Annotated in this window: 6 protein-coding genes; all 6 read left to right on the forward strand. The window is 72.9% G+C overall.

Features of this window, described 5'->3' with window-relative positions:
• On the forward strand, positions 1-3,597 hold a 3,597-nt coding region (locus AB0F52_RS48460; protein WP_360186393.1), incomplete at its 5' end, for an SDR family NAD(P)-dependent oxidoreductase.
• Positions 3,598-3,604: 7 nt separating this feature from the next.
• Positions 3,605-4,177, forward strand: coding sequence for a TIGR03086 family metal-binding protein (locus tag AB0F52_RS48465; RefSeq protein ID WP_360186396.1), 573 nt, complete (start codon positions 3,605-3,607; stop codon positions 4,175-4,177).
• A gap of 92 nt (positions 4,178-4,269) precedes the next feature.
• Positions 4,270-5,304, forward strand: a complete 1,035-nt coding sequence (locus AB0F52_RS48470; protein ID WP_360186398.1) for a hypothetical protein — start codon at positions 4,270-4,272, stop codon at positions 5,302-5,304.
• A gap of 28 nt (positions 5,305-5,332) precedes the next feature.
• Positions 5,333-14,743, forward strand: coding sequence for an SDR family NAD(P)-dependent oxidoreductase (locus AB0F52_RS48475; RefSeq protein WP_360186401.1), 9,411 nt, complete (start codon positions 5,333-5,335; stop codon positions 14,741-14,743).
• Positions 14,740-15,498, forward strand: a complete 759-nt coding sequence (locus AB0F52_RS48480; protein ID WP_360186404.1) for an alpha/beta fold hydrolase — start codon at positions 14,740-14,742, stop codon at positions 15,496-15,498. Before AB0F52_RS48475 ends, AB0F52_RS48480 begins: the two co-directional genes overlap by 4 nt.
• A gap of 21 nt (positions 15,499-15,519) precedes the next feature.
• The coding region (locus AB0F52_RS48485; protein WP_360186407.1) for a type I polyketide synthase at positions 15,520-17,447 on the forward strand (1,928 nt) is incomplete at its 3' end.

Below are 17,447 nucleotides of genomic sequence, written 5' to 3' on the forward strand. Positions count from 1 at the left end.
ATGATCGCCCTCACCCGACTCTGGCAGCACCACGGCATCACCCCCGACGCCGTCATCGGCCACTCCCAAGGCGAAATCGCCGCCGCCCACATCGCGGGCGCCCTCACCCTGGCGGATTCCGCCCGAATCGTCGCCCACCGCAGCCGGATCCTGACCACGCTGCCCCCGACCGGGGGCATGGCCTCCATCGCGCTGCCGGTGGCCGAGGTCGAAGCCGGCTTCGGTGGTCACCACGACCTGCACGTGGCCGCCATCAACGGTCCCGCCGCCACCGTCGTCACCGGCGACACCGCCCAGCTCGAGGCGTTCCTCGAAACGTGCCGGCAGGACGGCGTTCAGGTCCGCCGCATCCCCGTCACCTACGCCTCCCACTCCCCCGCCGTCGAACCCCTGCGCGACGACATCACCGCGGCGCTCGTTCCCCTCACCCCGCGCCCGGCCACCATCCCCTTCTATTCCACCGTCACCGGCGGCTTGCTCGACACCACCGAACTCGACGCCGGCTACTGGTACCGCAACCTCCGCCACCCCGTCCAGCTCGAACAAGCCACCCAGGCCCTGCTCGCGGCCGGGCACCACACCTTCGTCGAACCCAGTGCCCACCCCACCCTGACCACCGCGGTCGCCGACACCGCCGACACCGCCGAAACCCCCGTCACCGCCGCCGGCACTCTCCGCCGCGATCACCACGGCCCCACCGCCTTCCTCACCAACCTCGCCCACCTGCACACCCACGGCCACGCCGTCACCTGGGACCCCGCTCCGGACACCCGGCCCGCCGACCTGCCCACCTACCGGTTCCGGAAACACCACCACTGGCTCAGTTCGAGCAGCGGCCGGCCACTGCTCGAGCCCGGAATCGACCTGCCCGACGGCCGCACCGAGTTCGCCGGGCGGATCTCCGCCGGCACGCACCCGTGGCTGGCCGACCACGCGATCGAGGAAGCCGTCCTGGTCCCGGGCGCGGCCTTCGCCGAGATGGCGCTGCACGCCGCGGCGCACGCCGGTGACCCGGTGGTGGGCGAGCTGACCCTGCAGGCGCCGCTGTTCCCACCCGAGCGGGGTGCGGTCGACCTCCGCCTCACCCTCGATCCGCCGGACGACGCCGGCGGGCGCACGTTCACCGTCCACGCACGAGCCGACGGCGACCCGTCCTGGACCGTGCACGCCACGGGCGTTCTCGCGGCGCCGTCCGGACCTCCGGCTGCGCCCGCGACCGGCGGCGCCGTTCCGGACGAGGCCATCCCGTTGCCCGTGGACGACCTCTACGAGCGGCTCGCCGACGCCGGATACCGGTACGGCCCGAGCTTCCGTGGCCTGCGGGCGGCGTGGCGGCACGGCGACGACATCTACGCCGAAGCCGAACTGCCCGCACCGGCCGACCCGGAGGGGTACGGCATCCATCCGGCGCTGCTGGACGCCGCACTGCAGACGGTGTTCCTGGCCGGCGGCACGGACGTCCTCCGGCTCCCGTTCGCGTGGCGCGACGTCGCGCTGCACGCCACGGGTGCGGCCCGGGTGGTCGTCCACGCCTCGGCCGCCGGGCCGGACACGCTGTCGCTCGAGCTGTTCGACACGGGCGGCGCACCGGTCGCCACGATCGGCGCGGTGACGACGCGGCCGCTCCCGGAGGGCCGGATCCGAAGCGGCCGTTCCGCCGCGGCGCGTTCGCTGTTCGGCCTGGTGTGGGAACCGGCCACGACGACCGGTGTGCCCATCGGCCGGCTGGCCGTGCTGGGCGGAGCCACCGCCGAAACGTTGCGGACGACCGGTTCGGCCTTCGACGCCTACGACGATCCGACGGCGCTGAGCGCCGCGGTGGCGAGCGGTGCGACCGTCCCGGACGTGGCGATCGTCGAGGTCGCCGCCGACGGCTCCGAGGAGATGCCGCGGCGCGCCTTCTCCGTCACCACGCGGACGCTGCACCTCGTGCGGGACTGGTTGACCGACGAACGGCTGGCCGCCACCCGGTTGGCGATCGTCACCCGGCGGGCCGTGGCCACCGGCGACGGCCCGCCACCCGATCCGGCCACCGCCGCGACCTGGGGTCTGGTCCGGTCCGCCCAGGCGGAGAACCCGGACCGGATCGTGCTCGTCGACCACGCCGGCGAGCCGGCCGGAATCCTCACCGGGCTGGCCACCGGCGAGGAGCAGGTCGCCGTGCGCGGCGGCGAGGCGCTCGTCCCGCGGCTCCGGCGGACTCCGCCGGCCGGCACCGCCGAGCCGCGCCCGCTCGATCCGGATCGGACCGTCCTCATCACCGGCGGCACCGGCACGCTCGGCCGGCTGGTCGCCCGCCACCTGGTGACCGAGCACGGCGCGCGGCACCTCCTGCTGGCGAGCCGCCGGGGCGCGGACGCCGCCGGGTTCCCGGAGTTCGCCGCCGAACTACGCGACCTGGGAGCCCGGGTCACCGCGACGGCTTGCGACGTCGCCGACCGGGAGGCCGTACGGGACCTGCTCGCGCGCGTGCCGGCGGATCACCCGCTCGGTGTGGTCGTCCACGCGGCGGGCGTGCTGGCCGACGGCCTGCTGACCGGCCTGACCGACGAGCAAGTCGCGGAGGTGTTCCGGCCCAAGGTCGACGCCGCGTGGCACCTGCACGAACTCACCCGGGAGGTGCCGCTCGACGCGTTCGTCCTGTTCTCCTCGGCCGCCGGCACGCTCGGCACACCAGGACAGGGCAACTACGCCGCCGCCAACGCCTTCCTCGACGCGCTGGCCCGGCACCGGACCGGGCTGTCCCTGCCCGCGACTTCCCTGGCCTGGGGGCTGTGGGAGCCCGCCTCCGGCATGACCGCGCACCTCGACCGGTCCGACGTCGGCCGCCTCCACCGCATCGGCCTGCTGCCGATGCCCGCCGACCGGGGACTGCGGCTGCTCGACGCGGCACTGGCCGCGTCGGACGACGTCCTGGTGGTGGCGCACCTGGATCCGGGCCGGCTGCGGGCCAACGCCGAGGCCGGCGTCCTGGCGCCGCTGCTGCGCGGCCTCGTCCCGGCCGTGACGCCCCTGCGCCGCCACGCCGCGAACGGTGCGACGGCCGGCCACGGGATGCAGCTTTCCGCGCGCCTCGCCGGGCTGCCGGCCGCGGAACGGAAGCACGGCGTGGTCGCGGCCGTTCGCGAGCTGACCGCGACGGTGCTCGGCCACGGTGCCGGCGACGTCGACGAGCATCGGCCGTTCAAACTGCTCGGCTTCGACTCGCTGACCGCTGTGGAGCTGCGCAACCGGCTCGGCGCGGTCACCGGGTTGCGGTTGCCCGCCACGGTCGTGTTCGACCACCCCAGCCCCGCCGAACTGGGCGGTCACGTGCACTCGTTGCTGTTCCCGGACGCGGCACCGGCCGGGCCGGCCCTGCTGGCCGAGCTGGACCGGCTGGAGTCCGCGCTGGCCGTGCTGTCGGCGGACGAAGTGCCGTCCATCGCCGGGGACGACGTGGCCCTGGAACGGATCACCGGGCGGATGCGGCGGCTCCTGGCGCGCTGGGACGACCTGCGCGGCGCCACGGCGACGTCCCCCGCCCGGATCGCCTCGGCGTCCGACACCGAACTCTTCGCGATGTTGGACCAGAGACTCGGAAACGACAGTGAGTGAGGAAACCATGGACATGACCGAACTGCTCGACACCGGTTTCACCTGGACCGCCGAACGCGTCCAGCGGGTGCACCGGGACGACCTGGACGCCACGACCCCGTGCCCGCAGTGGGATCTGCGGAAACTGGTCAACCACACGCTGGGCACCATCGACGTGCTGGCGTGGGCGGTCGCGGGCGACCACGTCCTGACCGAGGCGGGCGCGCACGCGCTGGCCGTCGAGGACCGGATCGGCGACGACACCCCGGCCGCCGCCTTCGACATGCGAATCGACCAGGCGCTCAAGGCGTGGCAGCAGCCGGGCTCGCTGGATCGCCTGTGTGCCACCGAAATCGGCCCCATCCCGGCGTTGTCGGCCGCCAACGTCAGCCTGCTGGAGGTCGTGGTGCACGGCTGGGACATCGGGCGCGCCACCGGGGAAGACGTGCCGATCCCGGCGGCGCTGGCCGAGCCGATCCTCGCGTTCGCGCGGCAGTGGCCGCCGGTGGAGTCGCAGCGCGGCGTCATGTACGGCCCCGCGGTCCCCGGCGGCGCCACCCCGGCGGAGCGGCTGCTCGGCCACCTCGGCCGGAAGTACTGACCGGGCGGCGGCAAGCGGCGCTTTAGCCGTTGTTTCGACGCGGAGGGCAGCGTCTTCGGCATGACACGCGATCCACACCGGAGGGACCGGGGATGAACGCAAGGGGAATTCGGCTGCTCGCACCGGGCACGGCGCTGCCCGGGCCGCCCGTGGCGACAGCGGCGCTGGCGCGTCACCTGGGTCTCACGGCCGAGCAGGGGCGCGACCTCGAAGCCGCCCTGGGGATCCGGTTCCGGCACCTCTGCCGCGATCTCGGCGGCCGCGCACCGCACGCCACGCTCACGGACCTGGCCACCACGGCCGCCGAGCGCGCCCTGGCCGCCGCGGACACGGACGCCGGGGACGTCGACGCCGTGGTCATGAGCACGGCAACCCCGGACGGCCTCATGCCGGCGACGGTGAACCTCGTCGCGGACCGGCTCGGGATCGACCAGGTGCCGTCGTACCAGATCCAGGCGGGGGCGACCGGCGCGCTGCAGGCCATCGACCTCGCCGCGCAGTTGCTGTCGACCGGCCGGCGGCACACCGTGCTCGTCCTCGCGGGCGACGTCAGCACGAAGCTGTCCGACCTCACGCCGGATCCCGGCGAGGAGCCCGCGCAGGCCGCACTGACCACCGCCACGTTCGGCGACGGCGCTGCCGCGGTCGTCGTGACGTCGTCGGACCGGCCGGACTCGCACCTGCTGTGCCGGGTGGCCGTCCGGCGCGGCACCGCCGACCTCCCACCGGGCCAGACCGCCGACTGGCTCGGCGCCGCGAAGCGAGGCACCCCGGGCCGTCTGGTCACCTACGACCAGGCGCTCGTCGCGGACGTCGCGCCGAAGCTGGCCGCCAACCTGCTGACCGAACTGCTCGACGACCTCGGTTGGGGAACCGGCGACCTGGTCTGCCTGCTGCCGCCGCAGCTGCCCGGTGGACTCGCCGCCGCGACCGCCGAACTCCTGCTGGTTCCACCCCAGCGGTGTGCCGGCGTAATCGAGGAGATCGGCCACGCGCCCAACGCACTGCCGCTCTTCCAGCTCGCGCGGGCGTGGGGCCGGACCGGTCCGGGCGACCGCCTCGCCGGCGTCGCCGTCGATCCCAGCGGCTGGGCCACGGCCCGATTCGCACTCCAGCGCGTCCGATGATCGTTCCGCGTCCCGCAAAGGTCAGGTCATGAACACCAGCACTCCGGAGAACGAGAAGATCGTCGGCTACCTCAAACGGGTCACGGAGGAGTTGTACCGGACCCGCGGCCGCCTGACCGAGGCGGAGGCGCGCAAGCACGAACCCGTCGCCGTGATCGGGATGGCGTGCCGCCTGCCGGGCGGGGTGCGGTCGCCGGAGGAACTCTGGCAGCTGGTGGACACGGGCACGGACGCGATCGGCCCGTTCCCGGGCAACCGTGGCTGGGACGCGGCGGCCCTGTACGACGCGGACCCGGACCACGCCGGCACCTCCTACACGCTCAACGGCGGTTTCGTGTACGACGCCGACCGCTTCGACCCGGCGTTCTTCGGCATGAGCCCGCGGGAGGCGGTGGCCACCGACCCGCAGCACCGGCTGCTGCTCGAGACGTCCTGGGAGGCAGCCGAACGGGCCGGGATCGACCCACTCGGCCTCCGGGGCAGCGACACCGGCGTCTACGCGGGCGTGGTGTACAACCAGTACGGCTCCCGGTCGCGGGACGCGATCGAGGGCTACTACCTCACGGGCAACGCGACGAGCATCGCCTCCGGCCGGATCGCCTACCAGCTCGGCCTCGAAGGCCCCGCCGTCACCGTCGACACCGCTTGTTCGTCGTCGCTGACGGCGCTGCACTTCGCCGTGCGCGGGCTGCGCGACCGCGAGTGCAGCCTCGCGCTGGCCGGGGGCGCCACGATCATGGCCGACCCGATGATGTTCACCGAGTTCAGCCGCCAGCGCGGGCTGGCTCCCGACGGTCGCTGCAAGCCGTTCTCCGCTGACGCCGACGGTACGTCGTGGGCGGAGGGCGTGGTCATGCTGCTGCTGGAACGGCTGTCGGACGCCGAGCGCAACGGCCATCCGGTGCTGGCGACGATCCGGGGATCGGCGGTCAACTCCGACGGCGCCAGCAACGGGCTGACCGCCCCCAACGGACCGTCCCAGCAGCGCGTCATCCGCGCCGCGCTGGCCGACGCGCAGCTGACCCCGGCCGGCATCGACGCGGTCGAGGCGCACGGCACGGGTACCCGGCTGGGGGATCCGATCGAGGCGCAGGCGCTCATCGCCACCTACGGCCAGGACCGCGACCGTCCACTGTGGCTCGGCTCGATCAAGTCGAACATCGGTCACGCCCAGGCCGCTTCCGGCGTCGCCGGTCTGATGAAGCTCGTCCTCGCCATGCGCGCGGGCCGGTTGCCGCGGACCTTGCACGTGCGCGAGCCGACGCCGTACGTGGACTGGTCTTCGGGCGCGGTGTCACTGCTGACGGAACCGCGCGACTGGGACACCGACGGGCGGCCGCGGCGGGCGGCGGTGTCGTCGTTCGGCATCAGCGGCACCAACGCACACGTCATCATCGAGGAAGCACCCGAAGCACCCGCGCCCCCGGTCCGGCAGCCCGCCGCGTTGCCGTTCATGCTGTCCGCCAAGACCGGGGACGCGCTGCGAGCACAAGCCACCCGGCTGCGGGCGTACCTCGACGAGCAGCCCGGCGCGGCGCTGGCCGACGTCGCGTACGCGCTGACCCGGCGTACGACGTTCCCGCACCGGCACACCGTGGTGGCGACGGATCGCGACGACCTCGCCGCCGCACTGACCGAACTGTCCGATGTGGACACGGCGGCCGGCGCGGTACCGGACGGCAAGCTGGCCGTGCTGTTCACCGGTCAGGGCAGCCAGCGGCCCGGCGCGGGACGCGAGCTGTACGAAACGCACCCCGTCTTCGCCGCCGCCCTGGACGAGGTGTGCGCGCTGCTGGACAAGGGCCTCGACCACAGCGTCCGGGACGTGCTGTTCGCCGGGCCCGGCACGAACGGGCTGCTGGACCGGACCGACTTCACGCAGGCCGGGCTCTTCGCGCTGGAAGTGGCGCTGTACCGGCAGTTCGCGTCATGGGGCGTCACCCCGGACCACCTGGCGGGCCATTCGATCGGTGAAATCGTGGCCGCGCACGTCGCCGGCGTGCTCTCCCTGCCGGACGCGGTCACGCTCGTGCTGGCCCGCGGCCGGCTGCTCCGGGCGCTGCCCGCGGGCGGGGCGATGGTCGCGGTCGGCGCGACCGAGGCGGAGGTGCTCCCGCTGCTGGCCGGGCACCAGGACGTCGGCCTCGCCGCGGTCAACGGACCGGCGTCGGTGGTCATCTCCGGCGCCGAAGGCACTGTGCTGCGGGTGGCCGCCGAGCTGCGCGGCCGGGGACACCGCACCAAGCGGCTGCGGGTCAGCCACGCGTTCCACTCGCCGCTGATGCGCCCGGCGCTGGCGGAGCTGCGGGCGGCGATCGCCGGGCTGACGTTCCGGCCGCCGGGGATTCCCGTGCTGGCCCGGGGCACGGGAGTAGCGGGGGACGACATCACCGACCCCGAGTACTGGGTCGGCCACGTCGTCGGCACCGTGCGGTTCGCCGACGTGGTGTCGGCGCTCCATTCGGAGGGCGTCACCACCTACCTCGAGCTCGGCCCGGACGCCACCCTGTCCGGCCTCGTCCGGGAGAGCCGGCCGGAGAGCGTCGCCGTGCCGGTGCTGCACGCGCGGCGCCCGGAGCCGGAGACCGCCTTGCGCGCGCTGGCCGAGTTGCACGGCGCCGGTCAGGCGGTGGCGTGGCGTGACCTGATCGGGCCGTCCGGTGTGCCCGCCGGCCTGCCCACGTATCCGTTCGCCCGCGAGCCGCTGTGGATCGCGGCCACGGCCGGCAGCCACGACGCCACCCGGCTGGGCCTGTCCGCCACCGGCCACCCGCTGGTCGGCGGGGCGCTGGAGCTGGCCGGCGACGGGACGGCGCTGCTCACCGGGTCGCTTTCCACCACCACCCACCCGTGGCTGGCCGACCACCGGATCACGGAGATCCCGCTCCTGCCCGGCACGGCGATGGTGGAAATCGCGCTGCACGCGGTGGACCACCTCGGCGGCGGCCGGGTCGACGACCTCACCCTCGCGGTGCCGCTGGTGCTCCCCGAGCGTGGTGACGTGCAGGTCCAGGTGTCGATCCGGCCACCGGACGCGGACGGCCGGCGACCGATCAGCCTCCACTCCCGCGCGCACGGAACGGGACCGTGGACCACGCACGCGACGGGGCTGCTGGCCGACGTGCCCGGCGAGGCGATCGCCTTGCCGACGTGGCCGCCGCCCGCCGCGACCGCGGTGCCGGTGGACGACCTGTATTCCCGGCTCTCGGCACGCGGGTACGAGTACGGGCCGGCGTTCCAGGGGCTGCAGGCGGCCTGGCGGGACGGCCCCGACGTCTACGCGGAGGTGAACCTCGACGACGGCGTCACGGACGCACCGCAGTTCGCCGTCCACCCGGCTCTGCTCGACGGCGCCCTGCACGCCTTGGCCGTCGCGGCGGATCAGGAAGCCGGCGCCCTGCTGCTGCCGTTCGCCTGGTCCGGGGTGACACTGCATGCGGCGGGAGCCACGGCGCTGCGTGTCCGGCTGACCCTGCGGTCCGGCGAGGAGGCTTCGCTGGCGATCGCCGACGCCGAGGGCCGGCCGGTGGTGACGGTCGCGTCGCTGCAGCTGCGCAGCGTGTCCCCCCGGCAGCTCGCCGAGGCGGGCTCGGGTGCGTTGCGTGCGGTGGAGTGGCGTCCGGTGCCGGACGGCGCCGTCCCGGCCGAGCCGGTGCCGGCTCTCGTCGTGGACACCGGCGCGGCCATGGTGACCGGCCTGCCCGCCGTGGCCGGCCTGGCCGATTTCGCCGGGCCGGCGGCCGGGGCGCGGACCGTCGTCTACCCGGTGGCGGTCACCGCCGGTGCCGACCCCGCCGTGGACGCGCACGCCGTCACCGGCCGGACGCTGGCCGTGGTCCGGCAGTTCCTCGCCGAAGACCGGTTCACCGACGCCCACCTGGTCGTCGTGACCCGGCGCGCGACGCTCGGCGCGCTCGCCGCCGCGCCGGTCTGGGGATTGCTCCGAAGCGCCCAGACCGAGCACCCCGGCCGCCTCACCCTGATCGACCTCGACGACTCGGTCCTCACCCCGGACCTGCTGGCCGGCGCCCTCGCCCACGGACACCCCCAGTACGTCCTGCGCGACGCCACCCTGCACACCCCGTACCTGACCGCCGCGTCGCACCACCCGGCCGCAACCGAGTGGAACCCGGACGGGACCGTCCTGATCACCGGCGGCACGGGCACGCTCGGCGGGCTCGTCGCCAAGCACCTGGTGTCCCGGCACGGTGTCCGGCACCTGCTGCTGTTGTCCCGCAGCGGATCCACCACGGCGGCGGCCCAACGGCTCCAGGCCGAGCTCGCCGACCTCGGCGCCCACTGCACCATCCACGCCTGCGACATCGCCGACCGCGACGCACTGGCCGCCGAACTCGCCGCCGTGGCGCCCGAACAACCGCTGACCGCCGTCGTGCACGCCGCAGCCGTCCTCGACGACACGACCATCGTCGGCATGACGGCGGAGCGGCTGCACCCGGTCCTGGCCCCCAAGGCGGACGCCGCCTGGCACCTGCACCAGCTCACCCGGGACCAGCCCCTCGCGGCGTTCGTCCTCTTCTCGTCTCTCTCCGCCACGCTCGGCGCGCCCGGCCAGGGGAACTACGCCGCGGCCAACGCCTTCCTCGACGCCCTCGCGGTCCACCGGCACGCCGACGGCCTGCCGGTCACCACCATCGCCTGGGGACTGTGGGCCGAAGCCAGTGCCATCACCCGGCACCTCACCGAAACCGACCAGGCCCGGCTGCGGCGGGTGGGGCTGGTCCCGATCGGCACGGAGGCCGGTTTGCGCCTCCTCGACGGGGCATTGGCCGCCGGGGAGCCTTACCTCATCGCGGCGCCCCTGGACCTGGCCGTCCTCCGCGAGGCCGTTCCGGAGACGCTTCCGCCGTTGCTCCGCGGCCTGGCATCCGCGGACGTGAGCCGCAGCCGCTCCCGGCGGCCCCCCGCCACGCGGCTCGCCGGCCTCTCCCGCACCGATCTGGAGGCCGTCGTGCCGGAGCTGGTGCTGGAGAGCGTCGCCCGGGTGCTGGGTCATGCGTCGTCGCAGGGCCTCGACCCCGCGCAGGCGTTCACCCAGCTCGGTTTCGACTCCTTGACCGCCGTCGAGCTGCGCAACGCGCTGTCCGGGCAGACCGGCCTGTCGCTGCCGACCACCATGGTCTTCGACCACCCCACCCCGGCCGGGCTGGCGGACCACCTCGTCGCCCAGCTGGCCGGTGCCGGCGCCCCGGCCCGGCCGGAGCGGACGACGGTGGCCGCCGACGATGAGCCACTGGCGGTGGTGGGGATGGCCTGCCGCTATCCGGGCGGCGTGCGGTCGCCGGACGACCTGTGGCGGCTGGTCGATTCGGGAACCGACGCGATCGGGCTGTTCCCCGGCAACCGGGGCTGGGACATCGAGGCGGTCTACGACCCGGACCCCGATCGCGTGGGGACGTCCTACGTTCGCCACGGCGGGTTCCTCTACGACGCCGGCGACTTCGACGCGCCCTTCTTCGACATGTCACCCCGCGAAGCACTCGCCACCGACCCCCAGCAACGAATCCTGCTCGAAGTCGCCTGGGAAGCCATCGAATCCGCCGGAATCGACCCCACCACCCTGCACGGCAGCGACACCGGCACCTACGCCGGAATCATGTACCACGACTACGCCCCGTTCGCGCAATCCGCTCAGCTGGAAGGACTGCTCGGCACCGGCACCGCCGGCAGTGTGGCCTCCGGGCGGGTGGCCTACAACTTCGGCTTGCAGGGTCCCGCGATCACGGTCGACACCGCGTGTTCCTCATCCCTGGTGGCGGTGCACATGGCCGGCCAGGCGCTCCGGGCCGGTGAGTGTTCGCTGGCGTTGGCCGGTGGGGCGACGGTCATGGCGACGCCCAGCGTCTTCATCGACTTCTCCCGCCAGCGGGGCTTGGCGCCGGACGGCCGGTGCAAATCCTTCGGGGCCGGCGCGAACGGCACCGGCTGGGGGGAGGGTGCGGGCATGCTGCTGCTCGAGCGTCTCTCCGACGCCCAACGCAACGGACACCCGATCCTGGCCGTGATCCGGGGAACGGCCGTCAACCAAGACGGCGCCAGCAACGGCCTCACCGCCCCCAACGGACCCGCCCAAGAACGCGTCATCCGCCAAGCACTGGCCAACGCCCGGCTTTCCCCTTCAGACATCGACGCCGTCGAAGCCCACGGCACCGGCACCACCCTCGGCGACCCCATCGAAGCCCAAGCCCTACTGGCCACCTACGGACACCACCGGCTCGAGGACCGTCCACTGTGGCTCGGCTCGATCAAGTCCAACATCGGCCACACCCAGGCCGCCGCCGGAATCGCCGGCATCATCAAGATGATCCAAGCGATGCGCCACGGTTCGCTGCCCCGGACCTTGCACGCCGACGAACCGTCGCCGCACGTCACCTGGGACGAGAGCGTCCGGCTGCTCACCAGCCCGGTTCCCTGGGCGGACAGCGGCTCGCGACGCGCCGGCGTGTCGTCGTTCGGCATCTCCGGCACCAACGCCCACGTCATCCTCGAACAAGCCCCACCGGAGGAAGACCACCCACCCGCCGACGAGTCCGACGTCGTCCTGCCGTGGCTGATCTCCGCCAAGTCGGGGCCAGCGCTGGCGGATACCGCCGCTCGGCTCGTCCCCGCCACCGGCAACACCGCCTTGAACGACGTCGCCCACGCTTTGGCCGGCGGCCGCGCGGCCATGGCCCGCCGGGCCGCGATCGTCGCCGGCGACCCCGCCGGATTCCGCGCCGCCCTGACCGCCCTCAGCCGTGGAGAAGACTCCCCCGCCGTCATCACCGGCACCCCGGTGGAAGGAAAAACCGCGTTCGTGTTCACCGGCCAAGGCAGCCAACACCCCGGCATGGGACGCGAACTCTACGAGACCCACCCTGTTTTCGCCGACGCCCTCGACGAAACCTGCGCCCACCTCGACCCCCACCTCGACCGGCCCCTCAAACAACTGATGTTCGCCGGGCCCGGCACCCAGGAAGCGACCCTTCTCAACCAAACCGGCTACGCCCAACCCGCCATCTTCGCCCTCGAAACTGCCCTCTACCACCTCATCCGCGCCACGGGAATAACCCCCAACTTCCTGACCGGCCACTCCATCGGTGAAATCACCGCCGCACACACCGCCGGAATCCTCACCCTGCCCGACGCCGCAACCCTCATCACCGCCCGGGCGAACCACATGCAGGCGCTACCACCCGGCGGCGCCATGCTCGCCGTCAACACCTCACCCGAGGTTGCCGCTCCCCACTTCGGTGCCGACACCACGATCGCTGTCGTCAACAGTCCGGATTCGCTCGTCCTCGCCGGGCCGAAGCGTGCCCTCAGGCGACTCGCCGCCCGACTCCAAGGCAACGGCCACAAAACTCGCTGGCTTCAGGTCAGCCATGCCTTCCACTCACCACTGATGGACCCCGCCCTCTCCCCCCTCACCGAAACCGCCCGCGCAATTCAGCACCACTCCGCCACCATTCCCGTCATCTCCACCCACACCGGAAACCCCCTCACCACCGACATCGACTGGGCCGCCCACGCCCGGAACACCGTCGATTTCGCCAGAACCATCAACTACCTCAACGACCACGGCACCACCACCTACCTCGAAATCGGGCCCGACACCCACCTCACCCCCCACATCACCGCACCCCTCGTACTCGGCACGCTTCGACGCGACAAATCCGAGACCACCAACCTCCACACCACACTCGCCACCCTCCACACCCGCACCCACCACACCATCACCTGGCCAGGCCCCGCCCGAAACCACACCCCGCTCCCCACTTACCCCTTCCAACACACCACCTACTGGCCCACCCCGCGGGACGGCGATCAGGCCGAAGCCACCGGCGAGAGCGAACTGTGGGCGGCGGTGGACAGCGGGGACTTCGACCGGGCCGCGGAGGCTCTGCTGATCGACGACGAGCAGGCCGAGTCCGTGCGGGCGCTGCTGCCGGTGTTGTCGGACTGGCGGCGGCAGCAGCGCCGGCGGTACCGGTTCGTGTGGCGGCCACTGCCCCACCAGGGTGTCCCGGCGCTCAGCGGACGGTGGCTCGTCGTCGTACCGCAGGATGACGGCGCGGCGCCGGAGGTTGCCCGGCTGCTGGAAGCGCGGGGGGCGGACATCGAGGTTCGCCACGCCGGCTCCGGCGGTGCCCTCGACCTGTCGGACGCTCAGGCACTCGCCGGCGTCGTGTCGTTCCACGGAATCACCGGCGTGGCCGAGCAGGTGCGAGCCGCTGCCGCGGTCCGGCGCGCCGTCGACGAGGCCGGGATCGATGCTCCGCTGTGGTCCGTGACGCGGGGAGCGGTGTCCGTCGAGGGTGAGCGGCCGGCCGACACGGGTCTCGCGGCGGTGTGGGGCGCCGGGCGGGCCGCCGTGGCCGAACGAGCCTCCGGTGGCGGACTCATCGACCTGCCGCCGGACCCGGGGTTCGACCGGCGCGTCGGGGACCACCTGGCCCGCGTGCTCGGGGAGAACGGCCAGGAGCGTGAGTACGTGCTGCGCCCGGCCGGAATCTTCGTCCGCCGGCTGGTCCGGGCGGCCGCGGTCCCGGAGGCGGTCTGGCGGCCGCACGGAACCGCACTCGTTGTCGGCGCGGGCCCGACGGCGACCGGATTGGCCGATACGCTGCGGAAGAGTGGTGCGGCGCAGGTCCTCGTCCACGCTGACGCGGCGGCGATCCGGCAAGCCGTGTCCGCCCTCCCCGAGGACAATCCACTCACGACCTTCGTGTACGCACCGGACACGGCGACGACCGGCCTGGACAGCTGTCTGGACGCCCTGCCGGCGGGCCGGCACCCGTCGACCGTCGTACTCGTCTCTTCCTTCACCGCGTCGCTGGGCCGGCCGGACAACGCTTTCGAGGCGGCCGAAGCGGCGGTGCTGGAGAGCACCGTCCACCGGCTTCGCGCGGACGGCCACTCCGCGACGTATGTGGCGTGGCACCATCGGGACGATCTGCCGGGCGCGCGGCCGGTTCCGGCCCGGGCGGTGATGGCGGCGATCCGCCGTGCCGTCGGGCAGGGCCACGCGGCGGCGGCGGTCGTGGACGCGGACTGGCCGGAGTGGGACGGCAGTCCGGCGATGCCGGTGCTCCGCGACCTCGTGGGTGGCACGCCCGCGGCCCCGGCGCACCGCACCGTGGCCGAGGTTCCGCTGACGGATCGGCTCGCGCAACTGCCGGTGCCCGCGCAGGTGGAGCTGCTGAGCGACCTGTTCCGCGAGCGCGCGGCCACCATCCTCGGCTACGGATCGCCGGCGGAGATCGATGTCGAGGACACGTTCCTGGAAATCGGCTTCTCGTCGCTCACCGCCCTCGAACTGGGCACCGAGCTCTCTTCGCAGACCGGTCTCGTGCTCTCTCCGGCGGTGATCATGGACCACCCGACGCCGGATTCGCTGATCCGGTACGTGCGTGCCACGCTGACCGGGGACGCGGCATGAAGGCGTCCACCGAAGACGTGACCCCGCCGTCCTCGCCCGGCGAGCGCCTGCGGCTGTTCTGCTTCCACCACGCCGGTGGTGCGGCATCGGTGTTTTCCGGGTGGCCGGCGGCCCTTCCTCCCGGCATCGACGTGGTGCCGGTTCAGCTTCCCGGGCGGGAGTCGCGCCGCCGGGAGGCGATACCGCACGATCTCGACTCGTTGATCACCGCGCTCGACGCCGAGCTGTCGGACCGGGTACGTGCGCCCTACGCCTTCTACGGGCACAGCATGGGCGGGACCGTGGCGTACCAGCTGGCGAAGCGGTACGCGGCCAGGGACGGAGACGCACCGGTCGCGCTCTTGCTCGGGGCGTGTCCCGCGCCGCACCTACGGCCGGCGCTGCAGGAGGCGTCCTTCGCGGGCGAGGACACGCTGGTGTCGGCGATGGTGCGGATCGGCGGGTTGTCCGCGGACGTCCTCCGGTACCCGGCGTGGCTGCGCGCCGCGACTGATCTGCTCCGCGCCGATCTTCGCGTGCTGGCGTCGGAGCGTCCGGGCGGGGAAGCGGTGGCCACGCCGATCCACCTTTTCCACGGGACCGGCGATCCGCTCGTGTCCGAAGAGGAACTGGCGGCCTGGGCGCACTACACGACCGCGGAGTGCGTGCTGCACCGGGTCGACGGTGGACATTTCTTCGTGCGGGACGCGGATCCCGGTTTCTTCCGGACGCTGGCGGCGATCTTGTCTCCGCTGCCTGAACCGAACATCCGATGACGAACTTCGATGGGATGCTTGATGTCGGACGACGAGAAGCTGCGTAACTATCTCCGGCGTGCCGTCGCCGACCTGGAGCAGACCTCTCAACGCCTGGTCGAGGCGGAGGCCGCCTGGCACGAACCGATCGCGGTGGTGGGGATGGCCTGCCGCTACCCGGGCGGTGTGCGGTCGCCGGACGACCTCTGGGATCTGGTCGAAGCGGGCACGGACGCGATCGGGCCGTTCCCGGACAATCGAGGCTGGGACATCGACACCATCTACGACCCGGACCCCGACCGGCCGGGGACCACCTACACACGCCACGGCGGGTTCCTCCACGACGCCGGCGACTTCGACGCCGCCTTCTTCGACATGTCACCCCGCGAAGCACTCGCCACCGACCCCCAGCAACGACTCCTGCTCGAAGTCGCCTGGGAAGCCATCGAATCCGCCGGAATCGACCCCACCACCCTGCACGGCAGCGACACCGGCACCTACGCCGGAATCATGTACCACGACTACGCCACCCTCGCTTTCCCCGCCCATCTGGAGGGGTTGCTCGGCACCGGCACGGCCGCGAGCGTCGCCTCGGGACGGCTGGCGTACAACTTCGGTTTCCAGGGTCCCGCGATCACGGTCGACACCGCGTGTTCCTCTTCCCTGGTCGCCATCCACATGGCCGGCCAGGCGCTCCGGGCCGGAGAATGCACGCTCGCCCTGGCGGGTGGGGCGACGGTCATGGCGACGCCGACCCTGTTCGTGGAGTTCTCGCGGCAACGGGGCTTGGCGCCGGACGGCCGATGCAAATCCTTCGGCGCCCGAGCCGACGGCACCGGCTGGAGCGAAGGCGCGGGCATACTGCTGCTCGAGCGTCTCTCCGACGCCCAACGCAACGGACATCCAGTCCTGGCCGTGATCCGCGGAACGGCCGTCAACCAAGACGGCGCCAGCAACGGCCTCACCGCACCCAACGGACCCGCCCAAGAACGCGTCATCCGCCAAGCACTCGCCAACGCCCAACTCTCCCCCACCGACATCGACGCCGTCGAAGCCCACGGCACCGGCACCACCCTCGGCGACCCCATCGAAGCCCAAGCCCTACTGGCCACCTACGGACACCACCGGCCCGAGGACCGTCCACTGTGGCTCGGGTCCATCAAATCCAACGTCGGTCACGCACAGGCCGCCGCCGGAGTCGCCGGGGTCATCAAAATGGCCATGGCGATGCGCCACGGTTCGCTGCCCCGGACCCTGTACGCCGACGAACCTTCGCCGCACATCACCTGGGACGAGAGCATCCGGCTGCTCACCAGCCCGGCGCCCTGGCCCGGGACGTCCCGCCCGCGTCGCGCGGCGATCTCTTCGTTCGGCATCTCCGGCACGAACGCCCACCTCATCCTCGAACAGCCGCCGCAAGCGGACGGACCGGTCCCGGATGGCTCGGGCGTGGTGGTGCCCTGGCTGATCTCCGCCAAGTCCGAAGCAGCGCTCGCGGACTACGCCGCGCGGCTTGTCCCGTTCGCCGGCGACGCCGGTTTGAACGACGTCGCCCACGCTTTGGCCACCGGCCGCGCGAGTCTCCCGCACCGGGCCGCGGTCGTCGCCGATGAGCCCGTCGGATTCCGTGCCGCCCTGACCGCCCTCAGCCGGGGAGAAGACTCCCCCGCCGTCATCACCGGGCCGAGGGTGGAGGGCAAAACGGCCTTCGTGTTCACCGGTCAAGGCAGCCAACACCCCGGCATGGGACGCGAACTCTACGAGACCCACCCTGTTTTCGCCGACGCCCTCGACGAGGCTTGCGCCCACCTCGACCCCCACCTCGACCGACCCCTCAAACAACTCATGTTCGCCGGACCCGGCACCCAGGAAGCGACCCTCCTCAACCAAACCGGCTACGCCCAACCCGCCATCTTCGCCCTCGAAACCGCCCTCTACCACCTCATCCGCGCCACCGGAATAACCCCCAA

Source organism: Amycolatopsis sp. NPDC024027 (assembly GCF_040638975.1).
Taxonomy (GTDB): Bacteria; Actinomycetota; Actinomycetes; order Mycobacteriales; family Pseudonocardiaceae; genus Amycolatopsis.